The sequence below is a fragment of the Cohnella xylanilytica genome, from assembly GCF_014212175.1.
Classification (GTDB): Bacteria; Bacillota; Bacilli; order Paenibacillales; family Paenibacillaceae; genus Cohnella; species Cohnella xylanilytica.
Genome location: NZ_JACJVR010000098.1, coordinates 93,326 through 115,937, shown reverse-complemented (window position 1 = coordinate 115,937; position 22,612 = coordinate 93,326). Strand labels below are relative to the sequence as shown.

Annotated in this window: 13 protein-coding genes; 12 read left to right on the top strand and 1 reads right to left on the bottom strand. The window is 60.7% G+C overall.

Annotated elements, in window-relative coordinates; translation table 11 throughout:
- The first annotated feature begins 481 nt into the window (after positions 1–481).
- The 12 genes from H7B90_RS25195 to H7B90_RS25140 all read left to right on the top strand — a co-directional run bounded on the left by H7B90_RS25195 (position 482) and on the right by H7B90_RS25140 (position 17,637).
- Positions 482–730, top strand: a complete 249-nt coding sequence (locus H7B90_RS25195) for a hypothetical protein (RefSeq protein WP_185138658.1) — start codon at positions 482–484, stop codon at positions 728–730.
- Positions 727–2,499 carry an ABC transporter ATP-binding protein gene (locus H7B90_RS25190; protein WP_185138657.1) on the top strand — a complete coding sequence of 591 codons (1,773 nt, stop codon included), beginning with the start codon at positions 727–729 and terminating at the stop codon, positions 2,497–2,499. The genes H7B90_RS25195 and H7B90_RS25190 overlap by 4 nt, the downstream gene beginning before the upstream one ends.
- Positions 2,500–2,736: 237 nt before the next feature.
- Positions 2,737–3,282, top strand: a complete 546-nt coding sequence (locus tag H7B90_RS25185; protein ID WP_221482157.1) for a DoxX family membrane protein — start codon at positions 2,737–2,739, stop codon at positions 3,280–3,282.
- Positions 3,283–3,444: 162 nt separating this feature from the next.
- On the top strand, positions 3,445–4,152 hold the full coding sequence (locus tag H7B90_RS25180) for a metallophosphoesterase family protein (protein WP_185138656.1): 708 nt from the start codon (positions 3,445–3,447) through the stop codon (positions 4,150–4,152).
- Between the two features lie 70 nt (positions 4,153–4,222).
- Complete coding sequence (locus tag H7B90_RS25175; protein WP_185138655.1) at positions 4,223–5,908, top strand: SWIM zinc finger family protein; 1,686 nt, start codon at positions 4,223–4,225, stop codon at positions 5,906–5,908.
- Between the two features lie 200 nt (positions 5,909–6,108).
- Positions 6,109–6,663 carry a TetR/AcrR family transcriptional regulator gene (locus tag H7B90_RS25170; protein ID WP_185138654.1) on the top strand — a complete coding sequence of 185 codons (555 nt, stop codon included), beginning with the start codon at positions 6,109–6,111 and terminating at the stop codon, positions 6,661–6,663.
- Between the two features lie 12 nt (positions 6,664–6,675).
- On the top strand, positions 6,676–7,098 hold the full coding sequence (locus H7B90_RS25165) for a DUF3995 domain-containing protein (RefSeq protein WP_185138653.1): 423 nt from the start codon (positions 6,676–6,678) through the stop codon (positions 7,096–7,098).
- 969 nt (positions 7,099–8,067) lie between these two features.
- Positions 8,068–10,191: an alpha-glucuronidase family glycosyl hydrolase gene (locus tag H7B90_RS25160; RefSeq protein ID WP_185138652.1), complete on the top strand. Its 2,124-nt coding sequence runs from the start codon at positions 8,068–8,070 to the stop codon at positions 10,189–10,191.
- Between the two features lie 226 nt (positions 10,192–10,417).
- Complete coding sequence (locus H7B90_RS25155; RefSeq protein ID WP_185138651.1) at positions 10,418–11,392, top strand: ABC transporter permease; 975 nt, start codon at positions 10,418–10,420, stop codon at positions 11,390–11,392.
- Positions 11,393–11,407: 15 nt separating this feature from the next.
- Positions 11,408–12,280, top strand: coding sequence for a carbohydrate ABC transporter permease (locus H7B90_RS25150; RefSeq protein ID WP_185138650.1), 873 nt, complete (start codon positions 11,408–11,410; stop codon positions 12,278–12,280).
- 116 nt (positions 12,281–12,396) lie between these two features.
- Positions 12,397–14,076 (top strand): ABC transporter substrate-binding protein, encoded by a 1,680-nt coding sequence (locus H7B90_RS25145; RefSeq protein WP_185138649.1) that lies wholly within the window; start codon positions 12,397–12,399, stop codon positions 14,074–14,076.
- 132 nt (positions 14,077–14,208) lie between these two features.
- Positions 14,209–17,637, top strand: coding sequence for a glycoside hydrolase family 2 TIM barrel-domain containing protein (locus H7B90_RS25140; RefSeq protein WP_185138664.1), 3,429 nt, complete (start codon positions 14,209–14,211; stop codon positions 17,635–17,637).
- Between the two features lie 501 nt (positions 17,638–18,138).
- Here the strand turns inward: H7B90_RS25140 and H7B90_RS25135 are convergent.
- The gene (locus H7B90_RS25135; RefSeq protein WP_185138648.1) at positions 18,139–22,572 is read right to left on the bottom strand and encodes an AAA family ATPase; all 4,434 of its coding nucleotides are present in this window, start codon (positions 22,570–22,572) and stop codon (positions 18,139–18,141) included.
- Between the last annotated feature and the right edge of the window lie 40 nt (positions 22,573–22,612).

The window sequence follows — 22,612 nt, the reverse complement described above, 5'->3', positions numbered from 1 at the left end:
TACGAGGGACGAACCCAGGAGACGCTATTTAGCGTCAAAAGCCCCTTTTGAAAATCTAACGAACTCCAGCGATCTTATTTAGGGTATTTGAGGGGAAAAAGGAGCTTCCAGAACGAAATAGCGTCTATACGATTCGTTAGAATCGAAAATCCATTGTTTTTGGCAAAATAGCGTCTCCTCGATTCGTTAGCCGCTTCCCCCAATTCAAACGGGAACCAGGTAACAAATAGAGAAGCTCAACGCGAGCGAATCTGAGCCCGGATAACAAATCTGTATGTGAATTGGGCAGTCGTAGTTTTTTTTGCGTTGCGGGGAGGCCGCGGATTTGGGGGCGGGTTTTGCGCGGGGCGCGCAATCTTTTGCGGGACGAGGGTCAACGCTTGCGGGGCGGGGGACCGTTGCTTGCGCGATGCGGGGAGCGCCGGGGCGGTAAGATGAACCTAGCTTAAGGAATCAAGCCGCGAACGGGGATGACCACTGGATGAGAAAAGATACCATCATGGACGGAATCGCGTACGGGGGGCTGATCGGCCTGCACGTCTGCTTCGGATGCGCCATCGCGGCGGACGTGTACGATCTCGCATGGCTGGATCGCGCGCTATCGATCGGCTGGGCGCTGTCGGGGACCGCCTGCGCAGTCGGCGCGGCGGACATCGCGTATTCGATGATCCGCAGAAGAAGGACCCCGAAGCCGCAGCCGAAGCCGCCCGGGGAGGAGAAACCCCGATGAAGGAGATGCGCGCCTTCTGGCCGTACGTCCGGCGCGAGCGGAAGCTGTACCTGCTCGGGTTCGCCGGCAGCCTGTTCCGCTTCCTTATTCCGCTCTCCGTGCCGCTCGTCGTCAAATACCTCTTCGACGACCTGCTGCGAAGCGACTCGCTGACCCGGTCCGACAAGCTGGGGCAGCTGCTGCTCGTCGCGGCGATTATGGTCGGCGTCTTCTTCGCGGTTCGAGCGCCAATGGAATACGTTCGGCAGTATTGCATGAACCGGGCGAACAACCGGATTCTGACGGCGCTTCGCCGGGACGCATTCGCCAAGGTGCACGCCCTGGACGCCAAATACTTCGCCGACAACCGAAGCGGGGAGATCGGCGCCCGGTTCTTCGACGACGTCGAGAAGATCCGCGGCTACATGACCGCCGTCTTCTCCAACGTCTGGATCGAGACGATCGTCCTCGGCTGCGTCGTCGGCGTGATGGTGACGCTGAACGGGCAGTTGACGGCGTTGTCCGTCCTGCTTGTCGGCGTTCAATTCGCGCTGGCCCACCTGCTGTCGAAGAAGGTGAAGGCGGCGACGCGGAGCCTGATGGGCTATCGCTCCGTGATGAGCGGTTTCGTTTTGGAAAAGATTCAAGGAGCCCTCTGGGCCAAGCTGTTCCAGGCGGAGAAGCGCGACCGCGAGCAGTTGGACGGCCACCTGGAGCATTACGATCGGCTTGCGGACCGGCAGGCCTCCCGGCAGGCGCTCTCGCTCGCCTCCGTCAACGTGCTGAGCGATATCACGCCCTTCCTCGTCGTCGCGGCCGGCAGCCTGTTCGTCATCGACGGCTCCCTGTCGCTCGGCAGCCTGATCGCGTTCTTCGCCTACGTGGACCGCATGCGCGCTCCGGTGGCGGCTCTCGTTCAAGCGTTCCCGATCGTCGCCGAAGGGGGCGTCGCGCTCCAGCGCATCTTCGACTTCCTGGCGATTCCAGTCACCGTCGCGGAGAAGGAAGGCGCCCGAACGCTCGGGCGGTTCGCGGACGCGATCTCGTTCGAGCGGGTCTCGTTCGCCTACAACGGGAAGGACAAGGTGCTCGATAACGTCTCCTTCCGCATCGAGCGGGGGAAGACGTACGCGTTCGTCGGGGAGAGCGGCGGGGGCAAGAGCACGGTTCTTCAGCTCCTGACCCGAATGTACGACGCCGACGAGGGGACGATCGCGATCGACGGCATCGATATCAAGGATCTGTCTCTGGCGAGCCTTCGCGAGCGAATGGGCGTCGTGACGCAGGACAACTTCCTCTACAGCGTCTCGATCGCGGAGAACATCCGGATGGCGAAGCCGGACGCCTCGGAGGAGGAGATCCGGGCCGCCGCCCGGCAGGCGTACGCCCACGACTTCATCTGCGCCCTTCCGGACGGATACGAGACGGAAGTCGGAGAGAGAGGCGTGAAGTTGTCCGGAGGGCAGAAGCAGCGGATAGCGCTGACTCGCGTCTTCCTCAAGAACCCGGACGTCGTTCTGCTGGACGAAGCGACCAGCGCGCTGGACAACGAGAGCGAGAAGCGGGTGCAGGAGTCGATCGAGAGGATGCGCCGCGGCAAGACGATCGTCATGATCGCCCACCGGCTGTCGACGGTCGTGCATGCGGACCGGATTTTCGTCCTGAAGCAGGGGCGTATCGTCGAGAGCGGCAACCATCGGACGCTGCTGCAGGCGAACGGTTATTACAAGGAGCTGTACGAGAAGCAGAACGCGGAGCGCCCGTCTCCGTCGGAGAGCCGCGTGTCGTAGACAGTCGGCGAGGGGGATTGGTTTACTCGCTTGAGGTGGAGTTATCGAATAAAGGGCAATAACGGGAGTGTCGTGCCCAAAGTCAAGGACCACCGGAACTTAAGTCAACTTTGTGTCTAAATTCACAAACTATCCAATATTGTGATCTATTTCACATTTCTCGATCGCGGAATGCGCCATAATGAGGTCGTAAGGTTAACGAAGCATCCGATGGATGACAAAAAGGAGATGGCCATCATGCTTAGATGGTTCCGGGAAAACGTATGGGTCGCCGCCGCGATTACTTTGCTCAGGATCTATGTCGGTTGGCAGTGGATGTATCATGGGTGGGAGAAATTGACCGACGGCTTCGACGCGGGAGGCTTCCTGAAGAACGCCATAGCGAACCCGGTTGCCGACCGGGCGACGCAGGAAGTGCTGTTCCCCAACTACACGTACTTCATCGAACACTTCGCGCTTCCCAACGTGAAGCTGATCAACTTCTTGATTCCGCTGGGCGAGTTCCTGATCGGGGTCGGTCTCATCCTCGGCGGGTTGACGCTGACGGCCGCCTTCTTCGGAATGCTGCTTAACTTCCTGTTCCTCTTCGCCGGAACCGTAAGCACGAACCCGTGGCTGCTGGCGCTGGGAGTCGTCATCTTCACGGCCGGCGCGAACGCCGGACGGTTCGGACTCGACGGCTACGCAATGCCTTTCGTACGCAGAGCCTGGAATCGTATCTTCCATCGGACGGATGGCGAACCCGGCGCGGCCGATGCCGGCGGCAAGTTCGCCGCCCGATAACGGGATGGGGCCGTTCTCCAGTCATCGCAGATGACATGGGGGACGGCCCCTTCTTCATGGCCGGGCACTATCGGGCAAAAAGGGGGATTCCCGTCTCCGTCGAATAACTATATAAATGAAGGAACAATTTCGTTTTGCAACGCGGGGCCGGGGGATTCTTCGATGAGGAAGCTGTTTATAACCGATATCCATGGAGAGTTCGAGGGAATGCGGAAGCTGCTGGCGCATGCGCGCTTCGAGCCGGGAGAGGATCAGCTCGTGATCGGCGGGGACCTGGTGAGCCGCGGACCGGACAGCGCCCTTGCGCTCGAGGAAGCGATGAGTCTGGCGCTGCGGCATCCGGAGCATGTCCGGGTCCTGACCGGCAACCATGAAGAGATGATGGTCTGGCATTACGAGGGCAAGTCGGACCTGTGGCTGTCCCACGCGGGAAGCCGGACGATCGACGGCTTGAACCGGCTGCGGGACCGCGGCGCCGACCGTTGGCGGGACGTTCTGGATTGGTGCCGCGGACTTCCCCTGCTTTTCGAAGATGACGAGTTCGTGTATGCGCATGCCGGGCTGGACCCGCATAGCCCCTTGACGGAGCAGGATCGCGAGACGCTCTGGATGCCGGAATCGGACTTCTACGGGTACCCGCGGGAGCTCGTCCTGGAACGTACCGGGGGGAAGCCGGTCGTTCACGGACATACTCCATGCGAGTATATCTATTGCGACGGGGCTCGCATGAATTGCGATCTGGGGGCTCACACCTACTCGATCGAAGAGGAGAGAGCTCTGGCGTTGGTCGATCTGAGCAACCGCGTTTACTATGTATACAAGATTGCGACCGGCCGGATCTCCGAGAGGAGAATCTCCTTCTGGGGCTAGACGTTCGATCGGTTATAATGAATGGACGGAAAAAATAAGCAAGGGGCATGAAACCATTGGAGGCGGCGACATGAAGCTCGATGAACTGGAGAAAGCGATACCTTCCGTCATCTTGAAGAGAGGCCAAGCTTATCGTCTGGACGATCGTATCGCGGAGCTAGAGGAAGTCGAAGAGGGCGATTATCGGGCGGAGGTGGAAGGCAGCGAGCTCTACATAGTCGAGGTGCGGATCGGAGCGGAGGGCGAGATCGAATTCTCGAGCTGCGATTGCCCTTTCGCTATGGAAGCTATCTGCAAACACCAGGCCGCCGTGATGCTGGAGATCCGGGATCGGCTGCCAGCACCGGCTTCAAGCGGGAAGGGCCGGTCCCGTCAGCCGAAGAAGTCGCTGGCCGACCGGTTGGCCGCCTTAAGCAAGGAACAGCTGGTCGGGCTGCTGTCGGAATATGCGAAGGAGTTCCGCGAGGTCAAGAGCAGGCTGGAACTCTTCTTCATGAACGCGGAAGGAACGGTCGACGAGAAGCAGTTGATCAAGCTCATTCGCGGCTACGTGAAGAGGTACTCGGAGAGGGACGGCTTCGTTCCTTACCGGCATGTTCCGCGTGCCGTCGAAGGCGCGAGGATCGTGCTGGAGAAGGCGAGAGCGGCATTGGATCAAGGCAATGCTCTTCCGTCCATTCGGATAAGCTTCTGCGCGTTGAGAGAGCTGACGGACCTGATCCACTCCTGCGACGACTCCGACGGAATTGTCGGCGGGCTGGCGGAGGATGGATTGGAGCTTGTCGGAGAGGCCGTGGAGGAGATCGCCCCGTCCCTGACGGCGAGCGAGAGAAGAGATCTCTTGCGTTCGATTCTGCGGGAGACCGAGCTTCCGTTGTTATCAGATTGGCTTCTGGATTTGCTGCGAATCTCTCTTCAGCTCGTTAACGACGAAGAGACGAGAGCAATATGGGAAGCGAGCGCCGGGAAGCTGGAAGCGGAATATGGCGATTCCTATTCGGCATCCTTCTTCGCGAGAGAAATGGCTCCGATGAAGTACGATTTGGTCCGGCGGTTCGACGGCGAAGCGCGAGGGGCAGAATTCCTTCGGGAGAATATGGAAGTGCCCGAGATTCGCGAGAAGGCCATTCGGGAAGCGATCGAGAGTTCCCTCTACGAAGAGGCGCTAAGACTTGCCCGGGAAGGGGAGGACGAGGATGCCCGTAGGGGCTATCCGGGGCTTGTAGACCGTTGGCGGAAGCTAAGGTTGGAGGTCTATCGTCTGACGGGCGAACGGCAGCTGCAGCGCGAGCTGACGGAGGAGTTCGCGGTCTCGGGAGATTATTCGTATTACGAGGAGTTAAAAGGCTTGTACTCTCCCGAAGAATGGCCCGAAGTGTATGCCCGAGTATTGACGGCACAGGAGCAAGGGGGAGGTTGGAGAGCGCAGGCGATGTATGTCCGGTTGCTCGTCGAAGAGAAAGAGCATGACAAGCTGCTGGAGTACGTCGAGATCTCCCCCGGCCGTATCGTTCCGTATTATAAGGAGCTGGTCGGGCCCTATCCGGAAGAGACGTACCGCCTCTTCGAGCGGCATATCGAGGCCGAAGCCGCGGACGCTTCCAACCGGAAGCAGTACAAGCAGGTGTGCAAGATCGTCAAGGAGCTTCTGAAGGCGGGAGGCCGGGAGACGGCGGAGCGGATCGTAAGCGGATTGCGACGAACATACTCGAAGCGCCCTGCGATGCTGGAAGAATTGGACAAGCTGGGCCTGTGACGCCGGAACGCCATGATGACGAATGGGGAAAAGGAAGGAACAAGGGGCGCCGGGAACTCCCCTCATAAACGAGGGGGGGCGGCTGCCCTTCTTTGTCGCTTGACGATTTTCTGAACGATACCGTACAGACGTGACGAGCCCTATCGTTATGCCATATAATGGACCTATCTAGACGATATCGTACAGAAAGAGAGATGGGGATGCCGAAGATCGTGGCGACGGAAGAGCAGTGGATCCGGCTGGGGGCGGAGCGGTTCGCGGAAGGAGGGGCCGACGCTCTGGTCGTCGAGAGCATGGCGGCGGCTCTGAAGTGCAGCAAGAGCAGCTTCTACTGGTACTTCGCGAACCGCGGAGAGTTCGTGCGGAGAGTCGTGGACTACTGGGCGGGCAAGACGACGCGGGATGTCATGGCGGCTTCTTCGCGGCCGAAGACGGCGGAGGAGAAGATCTCCGAGCTGCTTCAGCAGATGTTCTCGGTTACGGGGAAGGGGGACTTTCTCTTCTATTTAAGACGTCTGGCCGAGAGGGAGCCCGAATACCAGCCCCTGATCGACGAGATGGAGCAGAGCCGGATGCGGTTCGCCGGGGAGTTGTTCATGGAGGCGGGCTCGACCGCCGAGGACGCCGGGCGCAAGGCCTGGCTTCTCTATCACTACTACCTCGGTTGGTACGAGAGGCACAAACGGACGGCCTTGACGCGCGAAGAGGTTCAGGAGCACGCGACTTGGCTTTGCGAGCATCTGATCCGACGATAAGGAGGAAGACGGATGGCGGAAGGATTGGCCTGGATGACGGGAATCGTCTTGTTCGCGTTAAGCGGGGTTCACGTCTATTGGGCGGCCGGAGGGAGGAAGGGGTTCCGGATCGCGGTCCCGACCCGCGGGGAAGAGCCGCTGTTCCGGCCGTCCAAGGCGGCTACGGCGATTGTCGCCGCTCTGTTGGCGATGGCGGGCGCCTTCGTTCTGCAGTTGGGCGGGATCGGAGAGCCGCTGCTGCCCGGTTGGCTGTTCGCGCTTGGGGGATGGGCGCTGGCCGCCGTGTTTGTCCTGAGAGCGATCGGGGATTTCCGATGGGTGGGATTATTCAAGAGCCGGAAGGGAGCCCCGTTCGCGTACTGGGACAGCGTCTTCTATTCGCCGCTCTGCCTGCTGCTCGGAATCAGTCTGATCTGCATTCGATCGGCCGCCTGACGGTCGAAGTCCGCCGCGTTCCTTCTCTTGCGGGAGAAGGGGCGCGGCTTTTTTTCTATGGTTGACCAACTCGCATACAGACTTGTGATCCGGGCTAGAGCCTCTTTGTGGAGTTTATGTTGCGTTGGGCTTCTATATTTCGCTTGGTTTCGTTTAGCATGGTTTCGCCTGGCTTCCGTCTCGATTGGGGGGGGACGGCTAACGAATCGAGGAGACGCTATTTGGTTGAAAATCGTGAATTTTCGGTTCTAACGAATCGTATAGACGCTATTTCGTGCTGGAAGCCCGTTTTTACCCTCGAAGGACCTAAATAAGATCGCTGGGGTTCGTTAGGGGTTTCAAAATGGGCTTTTGACGCTAAATAGCGTCTCCTGGGTTCGTTAGAGAACATGGGCCTACGAACCGGCGCCCTGTGATTCGGATTGAAACCAGGAACTAGACTTCCAAACTTCCCTATTCCCCAAGCGCTCGCAACTTCGCCGAATCTGCCTCAACCGCTGAGTCTCTTTGATCGCATAACCGCAACTTCACCGAATTTACCTCAGCAGCTGAGTCGCTTTGATCACATATCCGCAACTTCGCCGAATTTACCTCAACCGCTGAGTCACTTTGATCGCATAACCGCAATTTCGCCGAATCTACCTCGACCGCTGAGTCGCTTTGGTCGCATAACCGCAACTTCGCCGAATCTGCCTCAACCGCTGAGTCCCTTTGATCGCGGATCGCACCTCCACAGCGCGTCGGCAGGGCCCTGGCAGAGAATAAAAATACACCGGAACATGTTGAATAATTACAAATATTATTTAGTTGCTCTATAGAAAGTGTAAACGCTTAATTTTATAATATCCTCATAACATTGTAGCTAAATCAACGGGTCCGAGGCTTTCCGGAGGAGAACGCTCATTATTATCAGGAGGCCCAGTCGTTAAATAGCCGATTAATTGTTACAAGTGTCCCTGGAGGATTGAAATGAATAATAACACCAAGATCAAGAACGAGACGACCTCTCTCGGCGGGGTGCCGGCGGTTGGCGACGCTTATCGGGCGTGGCTGCGATACGCTCCGCTGCTTCCGGACCAAGCGAAGGAATATGCTCCATGGTGCGGGAAGATCGTCGTCGCCTCTTCCGGGACGGCGCCGTTGTTAGCACCGGCGGTCGAAGAGCTCGCGGCCGGCCTCGGCTCGATGCTCGGACGCGAGCCGAGGCGAGGGCAGGCCGCGGACGGCGAAGGCTGCCTCGTCGTCGGCACGCTGGACAGCGCGGAGCTTCAAGGCGTCGCGGACGACGCCGAGGCGAAGGCTCTGGGCGACGAAGGATACGTGCTCCGTACCGTCGACGAGCCCGGACGCCGCTTCATCGCCATCGCCGGACGAACGGACAGGGGCGCGCTGTACGGAGCGTTCCATTTTCTGAGGCTGCTGCAGACCGGTCGACCCATCGCCGATCTGCGGATCGCGGAGAAGCCATCCGGCAAGATAAGAATGATCGACCACTGGGACAACATGGACGGCAGCATCGAACGGGGGTACGCGGGGGAGTCGGTGTTCTTCCGCGAGGGAAGGTTCCTGGAAGACCCGGAAGACCGGAAGCGGCTCCGCGATTACGCCCGGCTCATGGCGGCGGTCGGCTTGAACGCCGTCGCCATCAACAACGTGAACGTCCACGAGATCGAGACGAAGCTCATCACGCCCGAGCTGCTGCCTTCGGTGGCGAAGGCGGCCGACGTTTTCCGAGAATACGGAATCCGGCTGTATCTGAGCATCAACTTCGCGAGCCCGATCGAGATCGGGGGGCTCTCGACCGCCGATCCTCTGGACCCCGAGGTGAAGAGATGGTGGGCCGAGCGGGCGGCCGACGCGTACCGGCACGTTCCCGACTTCGGCGGGTTCCTCGTGAAGGCCGACTCGGAGTTCCGGCCGGGTCCGTTCACGTACGGACGCGATCACGCGGACGGCGCGAACATGCTCGCCGAGGCGCTCGAGCCTTACGGCGGCATCGCGATCTGGCGCTGCTTCGTGTACGACTGCCTGCAGGATTGGCGCGACCGGACGACCGACCGGGCCCGGGCCGCATACGATCACTTCCGGCCGCTCGACGGGAAGTTCCGCGACAACGTCATCCTTCAGATCAAGAACGGCCCGATGGACTTCCAGGTTCGAGAGCCGGTGTCCCCGCTCATCGGCGGCATGCGGCACACCAACCAGCTGCTCGAGCTGCAGATTACGCAGGAGTACACCGGGCAGCAGAGACATCTGTGCTACCTCGTTCCTCAGTGGAAGGAGATCCTCGACTTCGACACGCACGCTCTCGGCGAAGGCTCGACGGCGGCGAAGGCGGCGACGGGGGAGCTGTTCGGCCGGCCGCTCGGCGGATTCGCCGCGGTGGCGAACATCGGCAGCGACCTCAACTGGACGGGACATCTCCTGGCGCAGGCGAACTACTACGGCTACGGCCGCCTGACCTGGTCGCCGGAGCTGACGAGTGAGCAGATCACGGACGAATGGGCGCGGATCTCGTTCGGCCACGATCCCGTCGTCATCGGAACGATCAAGCGCATGCTGCTCGAATCCTGGAGCATCTACGAGAGCTACACGTCGCCGCTCGGGATCGGGTGGATGGTCAATCCGGGCCATCATTACGGCCCGAACGTCGACGGCTACGAATATTCGAAGTGGGGCACCTACCACTTCGCCGACAGCAAGGGCATCGGAGTGGACCGCACCGTCGCCACGGGAACCGGATTCGCCGGACAGTACCACGACGTTCCCGCCGCCCGCTACGAATTGCCGGAGAGCTGTCCGGACGAATTGCTGCTGTTTTTCCACCACGTCCCTTACCGACATCGGCTGAAGTCCGGCAAGACGGTCATCCAGCATATCTACGACTCTCACTTCGAAGGAACCGAGAAGGCCGAGGAACTCGTGAAGGCGTGGCGCTCGCTGGAAGGCAAGATCGACGAAGAACGTTACGAGAGCGTGCTGGACCGCCTCCAGCTGCAAGCGGCGCACGCAGCGGAATGGCGCGACGTCATCAATACGTACTTCTATCGGAAGACCGGCATCCCCGACGAGCACGACCGGAAGATCTATTAAGAGCCGCGCGATCGCGGGCCCTGTCGGCCCGAGAGAAGAAGCAGATAAGAGAGAGGAATGGATAGATGAAGGCGTGTGCGTCGCGCTTTTTCTTTCACATCGAATGTAAGCGTTACCGGCAGGCATCGATTTCCAAGTGGTGATCCGGCCGGATTTGAGATAAATTGAAGCATGCAGCGGATTCATAGATTCGCAGGCGAATCTCCCGGAAGGAAGCGGTGAGGATATGGCAGCTGAAGAGCAGGCGCTCCAGGCCCCAAGATCGTACAGGAACTCTCTCTGGAAGCATGTTAGGAAGGAATGGAAGCTTTATTCGTTTATCGTGATCCCCGTCGTCTATTTTCTCGTCTTCAAGTACTTGCCGATGCTGGGGAACATCATCGCGTTCCGCAAGTACAGAGGCGGTCCGAACCTGTTCGGCACCGAATGGGTAGGGCTTCACTACTTCCGCATGTTCATGAAGGACCCCACCTTCTGGAGAGCCTTCTACAACAACCTGTTCCTGAGCATCACGTATTTGATCGTCCGGTTCCCCCTGACGCTGATCTTCGCCCTCTTGCTGAACGAGATTCGCAAGCTTCGGCTGAAGAAGTTCGTCCAGACGGTCTCCTACTTGCCCCACTTCATGTCGATGGTCATCGTGGCGGGCATGGTGAAGGAGATGCTCAGCTTGACCGGCCCGATCAACTCGCTGCTGGGGAACCTCGGCATGGAGAAAATTCCGTTCATCACGGTCCCGGAATGGTTCCCGGCCATCTATATCGGCTCCGGCATCTGGCAAGGACTCGGCTGGGGCACCATCCTCTACCTGGCGGCGATGACCGGCATCAACACCGATCTGTACGAGGCGGCTAGGGTGGACGGAGCGAACCGGTTCCGGCTGGCGTGGCACGTGACGATCCCCGGCATCCTGCCGACCATCATGACTCTGCTTATTCTGGACATCGGCGGCATCATGGGATCGAACTTCGAGAAGATCTTGCTGCTGTACAATCCGCTCACCTACGAGACGGCCGACGTTATCTCGACCTACGTGTACCGGATGGGGATCGGCGGCGCGAGCGGCGGCTCCAACGGAGCGGCGGGCGGGAACTTCAGCTTCGCGACGGCGGTCGGCTTGTTCGAAGGCATCATCGGTCTCATCCTGGTGACCACCGCCAACTTCATCTCCAAGAAAACGACCAAATCGAGTCTCTGGTAGGAAGGAGCAGATCCCATGAAGGCGACCCCCTCTTATCGGGCGTTCCAAGTATTCAACGCGCTCGTCATGACCCTCGTCGTGCTGCTGACGCTATATCCGTTCGTCTATCTGGTCGCGCAATCGTTCAGCTCGGAAGCGGCCGTGTACGCCGGGAAGGTCTCCTTCTTCCCGGTCGAATTCACGACGCAGACGTACGAGCTCGTTCTTGGCAAACCCGACTTCTATCGGTATTACGGCAACACGATTATGTACGCCGTGCTCGGAACGCTCATCTCGGTAACCGCGACGGCCGTTCTCGCGTATCCGCTGTCGAAGGAAAAGCTTCGCCTGAACAAGTTTTTCATCCCGTTCGTGCTGTTCACGATGTACTTCAGCGGCGGCCTCATTCCGAACTACGTGCTGGTCGCCCAAGGACTTCATCTTCGGGATACGATCTGGGCGCTCATTATTCCCGGCGCCATCAGCGCCTTCAACGTCATCCTGGTGAAGACGTTCTTCTCCAGCCTGCCGAACGAAGTGGAGGAAGCGGCGACGGTCGACGGGCTCGGCGTATACGGCATCTTCACGAGAATTACGCTGCCCTTGTCCAAGCCGATTCTGGCGACGATGGTGCTGTTCAGCATGGTCGCCATCTGGAACGACTGGTTCAGCGCCTCGCTCTTCCTTCAATCCAAGGAGAAGTGGCCGGTCGCCCTGTACTTGCGCCAGATTATCGACAGCGCCGTCAATTCCACCGAATTCGGGGCGACGGACGCTTCGTACGCCCAGATCGCGGCGACGATCAAGTCCAGCGCCATGCTGCTCACTTCCTTGCCGGTCATCTGCATTTATCCCTTCGTGCAGAGGTACTTCGTGCAAGGGATGATGATCGGAGCCGTCAAAGGCTGAGGCGGTGTATTTCAGAAGGGCTGCGGCAGCTTCTTACCGATAATTCCAGACATCCGCGAAGCGGCCCGTTCTGTTATATAAACTAAACAAATTATAAGGAAAGCGGGAGGTACGGTATGAACAGAATGACAAAAGCAACCGGGGTCATCTTGGCGGTATCGATGGCTGCGGGACTGACGGCGTGCTCCGGCAACGACAACGGCAACAACGCCTCGTCGTCCCCATCGGCCGGCGCCTCGGCGGGAGCGAGCGGGACGGAAGCGGCGGCCCTCGACTACACGTTCGGCGAAGGCCAGACGTTCCACGCGAACTCGCCGGTCACGTACTCCATGATGTTCAGCGACAACGAGGGCTACCCCTACAAGAAGGACTGGAGGCTGTGGAGCGCGATCACGGAGAAGACGAACGTCTCCTTCGACCTGACGGTCGTCGCCCGCGCGGAATACGAGAACCAGAAGTCGCTCCTGGTCAACAGCGGCGACGCTCCCTTCATCATTCCGAAGACGTACGAAGAGAGCGCCTACGTGGCCGGCGGCCAGATCGTGCCGATCAGCGACTGGGTGCAGTACATGCCGAACTACATGAAGGCCGTCAAAGAATGGAACATGGAAGACGACCTGAAGATCAAGATGCAGGCGGACGGCAAGTATTACGTGCTGCCGGGTCTGTGGGAAGTCGCGGGCGGCGGTTATTCCTTCATCATCCGCAAGGACGTGTTCGAGGCGGCCGGCGTAGACGTGACGGGCCAGGAAGGCAACTGGACGTACGAGGACTTCTATGAAGCCATGAAAAAGGTGAAAGCGCATACCGGCGCGAAGTACGTCATGTCCGACCGGTTCAAGGGCGACGCCACGCTGAACATCGCGGCCGTCCAATACGGCGTCACCGGCGGATGGGGGCTGTCCAACGGTCTCGTGTTCGACCATGACAAGCAAGAGTTCGCCTTCGCCGAGACGACGGATAACTTCAAAGCGTACGTCACTTACTTCAACAAGCTGATCAAGGACGGCATTCTCGATCCCGAATCGTTCACCCAAGACGACGATACGGCTCAAGCCAAGTTCTTCAAAGGCGATACCTTCGTCATCAACGGCAACTATCAGAACCTGGCCGACATGAAGGCGAAGATGCAGGTGCCGAACGCCGACCTGTACATGATCGTTCAGCCGGGCGGACCGAAGGGCAAGCTGCAGATCGAAGCTTCCCGCCTGGAGAACGGCGTCATGATCAGCCAGAACGCGCTCAAGAAGCTGGGCAAGGACAAGTTCATCGAGATGCTGCGCTTCGTCGACTGGCTGTGGTATTCGGACGAAGGCCAGACGCTCAGCCTGTGGGGCGTCGAAGGCGAGACGTACACGAAGGACGCGAGCGGCGCCATCAAGCTGAACCCGGACATCACGTACAACGGGCTCAACCCGACGGCTACGAAGAAGCTGAACGTGGACTACGGCTTCGGCGGCGGCGTGTTCGCTTACGGCGGCTCCAAGGCGCTGAAGATGTCCAAGATGACCGACGGCGAGAAGGACTACAACGACCGCATCCTCAAATACCGCGAGCCGCGCAAGCTGAATCCGCCGATCATGGCGACTCCGGACGAGAGCGAAGAGATGAACCTGATCTCCAAGCCGCTCATGGATTACGTCAAGACGATGACGCTGAAGTTCATCACCGGCCAAGAGAACATCGAAGCCGGCTGGAGCAACTACGTGGCTCAAGCGGAAGCCAACGGCAGCACCCGCTACACGAAGATGGCGAACGACATCTTCGCGAAGACGAAGAGCACTCTGGGCTACTAAGATTAACGCAGAGGGATCCGCGGCCCGGCCGGGCGCATTGGCCTGCGGCCGCGGGCCCTTCTTGCCATTTCACCGAGGAAAGCGGGTGTTGCGACCGTGAACAAGACCGAGAACAAGACCGAGAACAAAACCGTGAACAACAAGATTCTGTTTAACGACGGCTGGGAATTCGCCAAGAGCGGGCTCGACGCGGCGGATGCCGAATCGCTCTCCTTCGAGCCGGTGGACCTTCCCCACGACTGGCTTATCTACGATACGCTGAACCTGTACGAAGACGGCATCGGCTGGTACCGCAAGCGATTCACCTATACGGAAGAAGCCGATCAGGTCCTGCTGCATTTCGACGGGGTGTACATGGACTCTTCCCTATACGTGAATCGGCGTCTCGTCGGCGAATGGAAGTACGGCTATTCCTCGTTCGAGCACGACATCACGGACGCCCTGCGGCCAGGGGACAACGAGCTTCTCGTGAAGGTCGTCCACCGAAGTCCGAACAGCCGCTGGTATTCCGGCGCCGGCATCTACCGGAACGTCTGGCTGAAGACGCGGGGGCGAACCCATCTGGCGACGGACGGCGTCTATGTCTCCGCGCGGCAAGAGGAGGACGGCTGGAAGCTGGAGGTCGACACGGAGCTGAACGTCCATGAAGACGCGCTCCTGTCCCAGACGCTGCTGCATGGGGATCGGGTCGTCGCGACCGTCTCGGCCCGGGTCGCCGCGGGGGACGAACCCGAAGCGTTCCTGTCGCAGACGATGTCAGTGCACGATCCGTTGCTCTGGAGCCCGGAAGAGCCGAATCTCTATCGGCTGGTCACCCGGCTGCAATCGGCCGACGGGCAGGCGGTTCTCGAGACCGCAGTCCGGAACGTCGGCTTCCGGACGATCGAGTTGGTTCCCGAGCGGGGGCTTCTGCTGAACGGCGTCCGCCTGAAGCTGAACGGAGTGTGCGAGCATCACGACTTGGGGGCTCTTGGCGCGGCGTTCAACAAGGAAGCGCTGAGAAGGCGGTTCGCGATTCTGAAGGAGATGGGGGCAAACGCGATCCGGACGGCGCACAACATGCCGGCCCCGGAGCTGATGGACCTGGCGGACGAGATGGGCTTCCTGGTCGTCTCGGAGGCGTTCGACATGTGGGAGAGGCCGAAAACTCCCTACGATTACGCTCGCTTTTTCAAGGAATGGGCCGCCGTCGACGTGAGGAGCTGGGTTCGCCGGGACCGCAGCCATCCGAGCTTGCTGCTGTGGAGCATCGGCAACGAGATCTACGACACCCACGCGGACGAGCGGGGGCAGGAAGTAACCCGGATGCTCATGGAGGAAGTGCGGAAGCACGACCCGAAGGAGAACGCGAGAGTCACCATCGGCTCGAACTACATGCCTTGGGAGAACGCCCGGAAGTGCGCGGATATCGTCAAGGTGGCGGGCTACAACTACGCGGAGAAGTATTACCGCCAGCATCATGAGGAGCATCCGGACTGGATTATTTACGGCAGCGAGACGGCATCGGTCGTGCAGAGCCGGGGCGTGTATCATTTTCCGTTCGAACGGTCGATTCTGACCGACGACGACGAGCAGTGCTCGGCGCTCGGCAACAGTCCGACGAGCTGGGGAGCGAAGTCGGCGGAAGCCTGCATCATCGCCGAGAGGGACGCGCCGTTCTCCCTAGGCCAGTTCCTGTGGACCGGCTTCGACTACATCGGCGAGCCAACGCCGTACCATACGAAGAACTCATATTTCGGACAGATCGATACCGCTACTTTTCCGAAGGATTCGTACTACATCTATCAAGCCGCCTGGACGGATTACCGGACGAAGCCGATGGTGCACCTGTTCCCTTATTGGGACTTCAACGGCGGGCAGACGATCGACGTCCGGATCTGCTCGAACGCGCCGGTCGTCGAGCTTCTGTTCAACGGCGTGTCGCAGGGGAAGCAGAAGCTGGACCGGGAGACGGGAACGCATCTCGTCGGCTGGTGGAAGATCCCCTATGCGGAGGGAGAGCTGAAGGCGATCGCCTGCGACGAGACGGGCGCCGTCATCGCGACGGACGTCCGCCGATCGTTCGGGGACGCGAAGAACATCCGCCTGCGCGCGGACAAGGCCGGCCTGACGGCGAACGGAACGGATCTGCTGTTCGTCGAGATCTCGATGGAGGACGAGAAGGGCAACCCCGTCGACAATGCCAACAACCGCGTGCGCGTCGAGGTGACGGGAGCGGGGCGGCTGCTCGGTCTGGACAACGGGGACAGTACGGACTACGACCCGTACAAGGGACTGAGCCGGAGGCTGTTCGGCGGCAAGCTCATGGCCATCGTGGGTGCGGCCTTGGAGCCGGGGAGCGTGCGGATCGAGGTGTCCTCCGTCGGCATGGAGACCGCGGTTTTGGAGCTCGAGTCGGTACCGGTCGGGGATGCGGCGGCCCTAGCCGGCGTCTCCGCGCGGACGAGGAACCGGGAGATGCCTTGCGTCATGGGCTCGGAGCAGGGGGAAGTGCCTCTTCGGAAAATCGAGATTGTCAGCCCGGACGGCCAGTCGTTCGACGAGTCGAAGCGGGAGCTGGTCGTCGGCGCCCGGCTCCATCCGGCGAATACGTCCTACCGGGAGCTCGAATGGAGCGTCGTCAACGACGCCGGCATCGCTTCGAACATCGCCAAGGTGGAGGCGAACGGCCATGAGGCGAAGGTTACCGCGCTGGGCGACGGGGACTTCCGGCTTCGCTGCATGAGCAAGAACGGGACGGGCAAGACGAAGCTGATCTCGCAATTGGAGTTCAAGGCGACCGGTCTCGGCGTGGCGTACAAGGATCCGTACGGCTTCATCTCCGCCGGGCTGTACGACTACAGCAAGGGCGAAGTCGGCAACGGCAACGAGAGAGGAGTCGCGACGAGCCGGGACGGCGAGACGCAGGTCGGGTTCCGCGACATCGACTTCGGCCCGTACGGATCGGATACGATCACGATTCCGATCTTCGCGCTGATGAGCGAGGAATACGCCTTGCAGATCTGGGAGGGCATGCCGGACGAGGAAGGCAGCGCTCTGCTGGCCGACGTCGTCTACCAGAAGCCGTCCCGGTGGAACGTGTACCAGGAGGAGACGTACCGCCTGTCCAAGCGGCTGCGCGGAGTGAGCTCGATCTGCTTCGTCCTGCGGCAGAAGGTGCATATCAAGGGCTTCTCCTTCGAGCGGCAGAGCCGGGCGTTCGCGCTGAACCGGGCGGCGGAGTGCGACCGCGTGTACGGGGATACGTATGAGGTGGCGGGCTCGAGCGTCGAGGGGATCGGCAACAACGTCTCCCTTGAGTTCGAAGGGATGGACTTCGGGGACGAAGGCGCCTCGAAGCTGGTCGTGTACGGCCGGTCTCCGATCGACAAGAACACGATTCACGTCCGGTTCGAGGGGCCGGGCGGGGAGCCGAGCAACCAGCTGATCGAGTTCCTGCATTCCGACGGTTACGAGGAGCGCGTTTTCGAGCTGGAGAGGGTGGCGGGAGTGCGGAAGGTTACCTTCATCTTCCTTCCGGGAAGCCGGTTCGACTTCGGCTGGTTCCGGTTCGAGCGGTAGGGCGCGGCAGAACTGCGGTAGGACCGTGGAAGGATCGCGGAAGAACCGCGGAAGAACCGCACAAACGGAAGAGCCGTAGGCGGAGGGACCGCGGCAAAATGGAAGAGCCATAGAAGGACCGCGGAAGTACCGCAGAAGTACAGTGAAAGGACAAGCGGCAGAGCCGGAAGGTCCGTGTAAATTGGACAAAGGGGCCGTCCCGACAGTCATCAGCGATGGCTTCGGGTCGGCCCCTGCTTATTGGACCCCGATGCTCTAACGAACCCAGAAGTCGCTATTTGGCGCGAAAAGCCGATTTTGAAAATCTAACGAATCACAGCGACCTTATTTACGTCAATCGAGGGAAAATACAGGCTTCCGGAACGAAATAGCGCTTCTACGATTCGTTACAATTCCAAATCGCTTGATTTCATACAAATAGCGTCTCCTGGATTCGTTAGCCGCGTGAACCTTCTGATTAGGGAAAGAAGCCCATGGTCGAATTCGTAATTCGAGGCCGCGCTATTCCAGCAGCTTCAGCTCCGTCGCCTGCGCGATCGCGTTGATGCGGCGGTTCACCTTCAGCTTGGCGAAAATGTTCCTCACATGCACCTTCACCGTACCCGAGGAGATAATGAGCCGCTCGGCGATCTCCTTGTTGGACAGCCCCTTCGCCAGCAGGGAGAGCACCTCGAGCTCGCGATCCGTAAGCGGTTCGTCCAGCGCCCGCGGAGCGGAACTCGAGGCGGCGGGTTGGCCCGGCGGCTCCTCCGTCTCGTGCCCCGGTTCCAGGGAGGAAGTAGGCTCGGGCGCGTTCTGCAGCACGCACATGAAGATGCCGTTCGAGGCCATCGCCCGCAGCACGGCCGTCCGGTCCGGCGGGAAGACGCCGGCGGCCAGCTTGTTCTCCAGGTAGAGCACGCCCAGCATCGCGCCGTGAACCGACACCGGAATGCAAAGAGCCGACTGGGGACGTTCCCGCGCGATATACGGATTGTGGATGAGCCAGCTCTCCTCGCCGCCCGAGTAGCGAACGTCTTCTTGCGTCCGGAAGACGTAGCGGATCAAGCCGTCGGGCAGCGGCGAACTCTCGTTCAGCTCCCGCGGGGAGGTCGCGATCGGGCTCTCCGAGGCCGCGTAAGCCTGCACCCAATAGACGTCCCTGTCGTTCCCCGTGATCAAAGCGCCTTTATTCGCTCCGGCATAACGCAGAATGGTTCCCAAGATCTCCGCGAGCACCGAATCCAGGTCCATTCGGTCGTTCATGGCCCGCGTCGTCCTCAGAATGGCGGCCAGATCGATATTTTCCCAGAGCTCGAAGGTTCCTCGTTCGCCTCCCGGCCCCCCGTCTTCCCATCCCGCAGCCGTCTCCTGCTCCGCCCGACTCTCCTCCGCGGAACCCGCTGCCGCTTGCTCCGGACGAAGCAGGTTCTGCAATCGAACCGCCAACCGGGCAGCTCTCGCCTCCAACCCCCACCGTTCGAAGCCTTCGATGGCCAGCCGCAGATAATGGGCCGCGGCCGCCTGCCTGCCCCGCTTCTCGTAATAGTCGGCGGCCAGCTCGCCGGCGAGCGCGGCCGCGTGGAGATCGTCGCGCTCGCGCGCTTCGCGCAGCGCCCGGTCGTACAGCTCCTCCGCCGTCCGCTCTTGGCCCAGAACGCGGGCGTGCTCGGCTTCGAGAAGCCGCAGCCGCGCCTCGAAGTTGGCCGGGCCGGATGCCGCCCATCTGCGATAACGCCCCAGATGCCGCTTCAGCCGCTGCTTGTCTGCCGCGTCCTTTCCGGGCCGGTCGGCGTCGTGGACAGCCAGCATGGCCAGCGTCTCATAGAAGATACAGTACGGCAGATGGGGCAGATGCGTGGCGTAAGCCTCGTAAGCCTCCGCTTGCTTCGCCCAGCCGATAGCGTCTTCGTACCAGCCGGACAGGTAGCAGAGCTGGGTCTTGTACGCATGGTATTGATAGTTGGTCGTCGCCGCGGTCTCTTCCTTCCCGATCCGGCGCAGGAACTCCGCCTCCGAGAAGCCGGGCCCGTCGAACGAATCCGGAGCGTCCGTCCTCTCCCGCAGAGCCAGGATCAATCTCTGGTAGAGATAGAAGTTCTGGCGCACGAATTCGTCGTTCGTCGTGTCGAGGGCCGCCATGGAGTCGGCGATCGCCCGGGACAGCTCGCTTAAGGAGGCTCTCGTATAGAGGGAATTGACATAGCCGCCGAGGGCGTAGCTGGCGAACACGTAGTCCCCCGATTCCAGGCCGAACCGCAGCGCTTGCTGCAAATAGCCGTCACCTTCGCGCGCGTCCCCGGCGAATTGGCACAGCACGGCGCCGAAGACCGTATAGACCTTCGTCTTGACCGAAGCGATGTCGTATCGTTCGGCCAACTCGACGCCGGCCTTGGCCAAGGCGAAGCCCCTCTCGTAATCGGCGGAGCCGGTTCCGAGGAACATGCCGTAGGCGGAATAGACGGCCGCGGATACGGCCGTATTGCCGTATTTGAGCGACAGCTGGACGGCTTTGCAGGTCAGCAGGAAGAACACCTTTTTATTGGTGAAAAAGGTGGAAGGAACGATCGCGAAAATGAGGTTCATCGCCGCGATCCGGTCGGCGTCCGACATCTCTTCCATCCGCGCGATCCGATCGTGTCGGTCTCTCAGGATCAGTTCCGTGCGGAGGGCCTCCAGCTTGAGCGCAACCGGGGCGGGCTCCTCGGCGATGAAGATCCGGTGCTCCCGCAGGCTCGCCAGCCCGAGAGCGGTTCCCTCCAAATATTTGCCTTGATTGATGTGCTGCATGATCCGAATGAGCCGGGCCCGGCTTCGTTCGACGGCGTTGCGGGCCCGGCCGAGCAGGATGTCGACGGCTTCCCCGGACGCCTCGTGACTTCCGCACAGGAAGAGGCACTCCGCCTGCTGGGCGCGAAGCTCGAAGACGAGATCGAACTCGCGGTCCCATTCTTCCTCCGGCAGCCATTCGGCGCCCTTCGCGTAATAGCCTAGCGCGACGTCGTACGCCGAGGACGACTTGGCCCGGTTGCCCGCGTCGAGGTTCAGCCGGGCCAGCCATAGCAGCTCCTCCCGATCGGCCGGGTTCCGGATTCCCCGGTTTAACTGATTGATCGCGTCGAACGCGCTCGCCCCGTATTCCGCTTCCCGGCCGATCATCAGCCGGCCGATGCGCGCGTGGGAGTCACCCTTCACCTGATCGTCCAATTGGGCATACAGGAACTTCTGCACGTTGTCGTGCGCGAATCGGAACTTGTCCGGTCCGAAGGGCACGAGCAGTCCCGCGTTCTCGGCTTCGGACCATGCGGCGCCAAGATCGTCCCCTTCCCGGCCCGCCGCGCTTGCGATCAAGCGGATATCGAAGACGCTTCCGACGCAGGCAGCCAGAGGAAGCAGCTCGCGAATCTCTTCCGGCAGACGGCGCAGCCGGTGCCCGATCAGCTCGGACAAGGCATACTCGGGTCCCAGTCCGATCAATTGCCCCTCGTCCCACCGCCAGCGCCGAAGCCCGCTGTCATAGCGAAGAATGCGGTCTTCCTGCAGGCGCAGCAAGAGCTGCTTGAAGTGGAACGGGTTGCCGCCGGACGGGCTAAGCAGCAGCTCGGTCAAGGCCAGCGTATTCTCGTGCGTGCCGTTAAGCGTCTCCGCGGCGATCCGGCTCAGCGCCTCCAGTTCCAGCGGAGAGAGCCGAATCTCTCGAACGACGGCCTGTCCGGCGATGAAGCCGTCCGCTTCATAGCCCGGCAGCCGTCCGCGGTCGGTCTCGGCGGGCCGGAAAGCACAGACGAGCAGCAGATACTGGCATTCGGGATCTCCGAGCAGAGAATGAAGCAGCTCCAAGGAAGAGGCGTCCGCCCATTGCAGGTCGTCGATGAACAAGACGAGGGGCTGCTCGCGGGAGGCCAGCGCCTGAACGAACTTGCGGAAGGCGTAGAGGAACCGCTTCTTCGCTTCCCCCGCCTGCAACTCTTCCGAAGGAGAGACGCCCCCCATCAATAGCCCGGCCTCCGGAACGAGATCGGCGATGACACTGGCGCTGGCGCCAAGATTCTCCCTCAGCTTCGCCCCCCAGCTCTCGGCCTCCTCCTTCCGCAGGCTGAGCAGATGCCGCATCAGACCCCGGAAAGCTTGAAGGATCGGATAATAAGGACTCTCCCGCGGAATCTGTTCGAACTTCCCGGCGATAAAGTAGAACGGGCTCGAAGGCCGCTGGCGAAGGAACATCTCCTCGATCAGGCTGGTCTTGCCGATTCCGGCCTCTCCCGACACGTAGATCATCTCCGTCGATCCGAAGCAGGCGGAATAGAAGGCCTGGGTTAGAACGGCGAGCTCGCGGTCTCTTCCCTGAATGCCGGGTTCCGCTATGACGGCTTCGGGGGAACTTCCGATTTTGTCCAGATCGGCGATGAGCAAGCCGGCATTCGAATAGCGCCTGTCCGGATTCTTCTCGAGCAGCTTCAGGACGACGGCTTCATAACCTTCCGGCAGCTTGGCCGCGCGGCCGGTCATCGGCTCGGGGGGCTGGGTCAGATGCTTGTACACCCATTCCAGCGGATTATCGGCGGCGAAGGGCAAACGGCCGGTCAACATCTCGTAGAAAATGACGCCAAGAGAATACAGATCGCTCCGCTCGTCGACGCATCGCTGCATGCGGCCGGTATTCTCCGGCGCGCAATAAGGCATGCCCTCCGGGGAGAGGCTTAATCCCGCCGGGCGCGCGTTGCCGTCGGCCGTATGCCGGACGGCCAGTCCCGAATCGAGTAGATCGGCATCGCCGACGGCGCCGGGAACCGCGATTCGCTCGGGGCGCAGGTCAAGGTGAAGCAGCTGACTGCGATGGAGGGTCTCGACTCGGGCGGCGATCGTCCGGGCCAGTTCGAGGAACGCTTCCGCGCCGAGGGGCGCGTGGCGATCGATATATTTTCTTAGCGTGCCGGTGGGAGAGTGGGCGTTCATTGCGGGGTATCGATTCCTCCGAAAACTAGTAATTTGCATT

Excerpts from the sequence above, each read along its gene's own strand:
- H7B90_RS25195 (WP_185138658.1), top strand. The coding sequence starts at position 482 with ATGAGAAAAGATACCATCATGGACGGAATCGCGTACGGGGGGCTGATC.
- H7B90_RS25190 (WP_185138657.1), top strand. The coding sequence starts at position 727 with ATGAAGGAGATGCGCGCCTTCTGGCCGTACGTCCGGCGCGAGCGGAAG.
- H7B90_RS25185 (WP_221482157.1), top strand. The coding sequence starts at position 2,737 with ATGCTTAGATGGTTCCGGGAAAACGTATGGGTCGCCGCCGCGATTACT.
- H7B90_RS25180 (WP_185138656.1), top strand. The coding sequence starts at position 3,445 with ATGAGGAAGCTGTTTATAACCGATATCCATGGAGAGTTCGAGGGAATG.
- H7B90_RS25175 (WP_185138655.1), top strand. The coding sequence starts at position 4,223 with ATGAAGCTCGATGAACTGGAGAAAGCGATACCTTCCGTCATCTTGAAG.
- H7B90_RS25170 (WP_185138654.1), top strand. The coding sequence starts at position 6,109 with ATGCCGAAGATCGTGGCGACGGAAGAGCAGTGGATCCGGCTGGGGGCG.
- H7B90_RS25165 (WP_185138653.1), top strand. The coding sequence starts at position 6,676 with ATGGCGGAAGGATTGGCCTGGATGACGGGAATCGTCTTGTTCGCGTTA.
- H7B90_RS25160 (WP_185138652.1), top strand. The coding sequence starts at position 8,068 with ATGAATAATAACACCAAGATCAAGAACGAGACGACCTCTCTCGGCGGG.
- H7B90_RS25155 (WP_185138651.1), top strand. The coding sequence starts at position 10,418 with ATGGCAGCTGAAGAGCAGGCGCTCCAGGCCCCAAGATCGTACAGGAAC.
- H7B90_RS25150 (WP_185138650.1), top strand. The coding sequence starts at position 11,408 with ATGAAGGCGACCCCCTCTTATCGGGCGTTCCAAGTATTCAACGCGCTC.
- H7B90_RS25145 (WP_185138649.1), top strand. The coding sequence starts at position 12,397 with ATGAACAGAATGACAAAAGCAACCGGGGTCATCTTGGCGGTATCGATG.
- H7B90_RS25135 (WP_185138648.1), bottom strand. The coding sequence starts at position 22,572 with ATGAACGCCCACTCTCCCACCGGCACGCTAAGAAAATATATCGATCGC.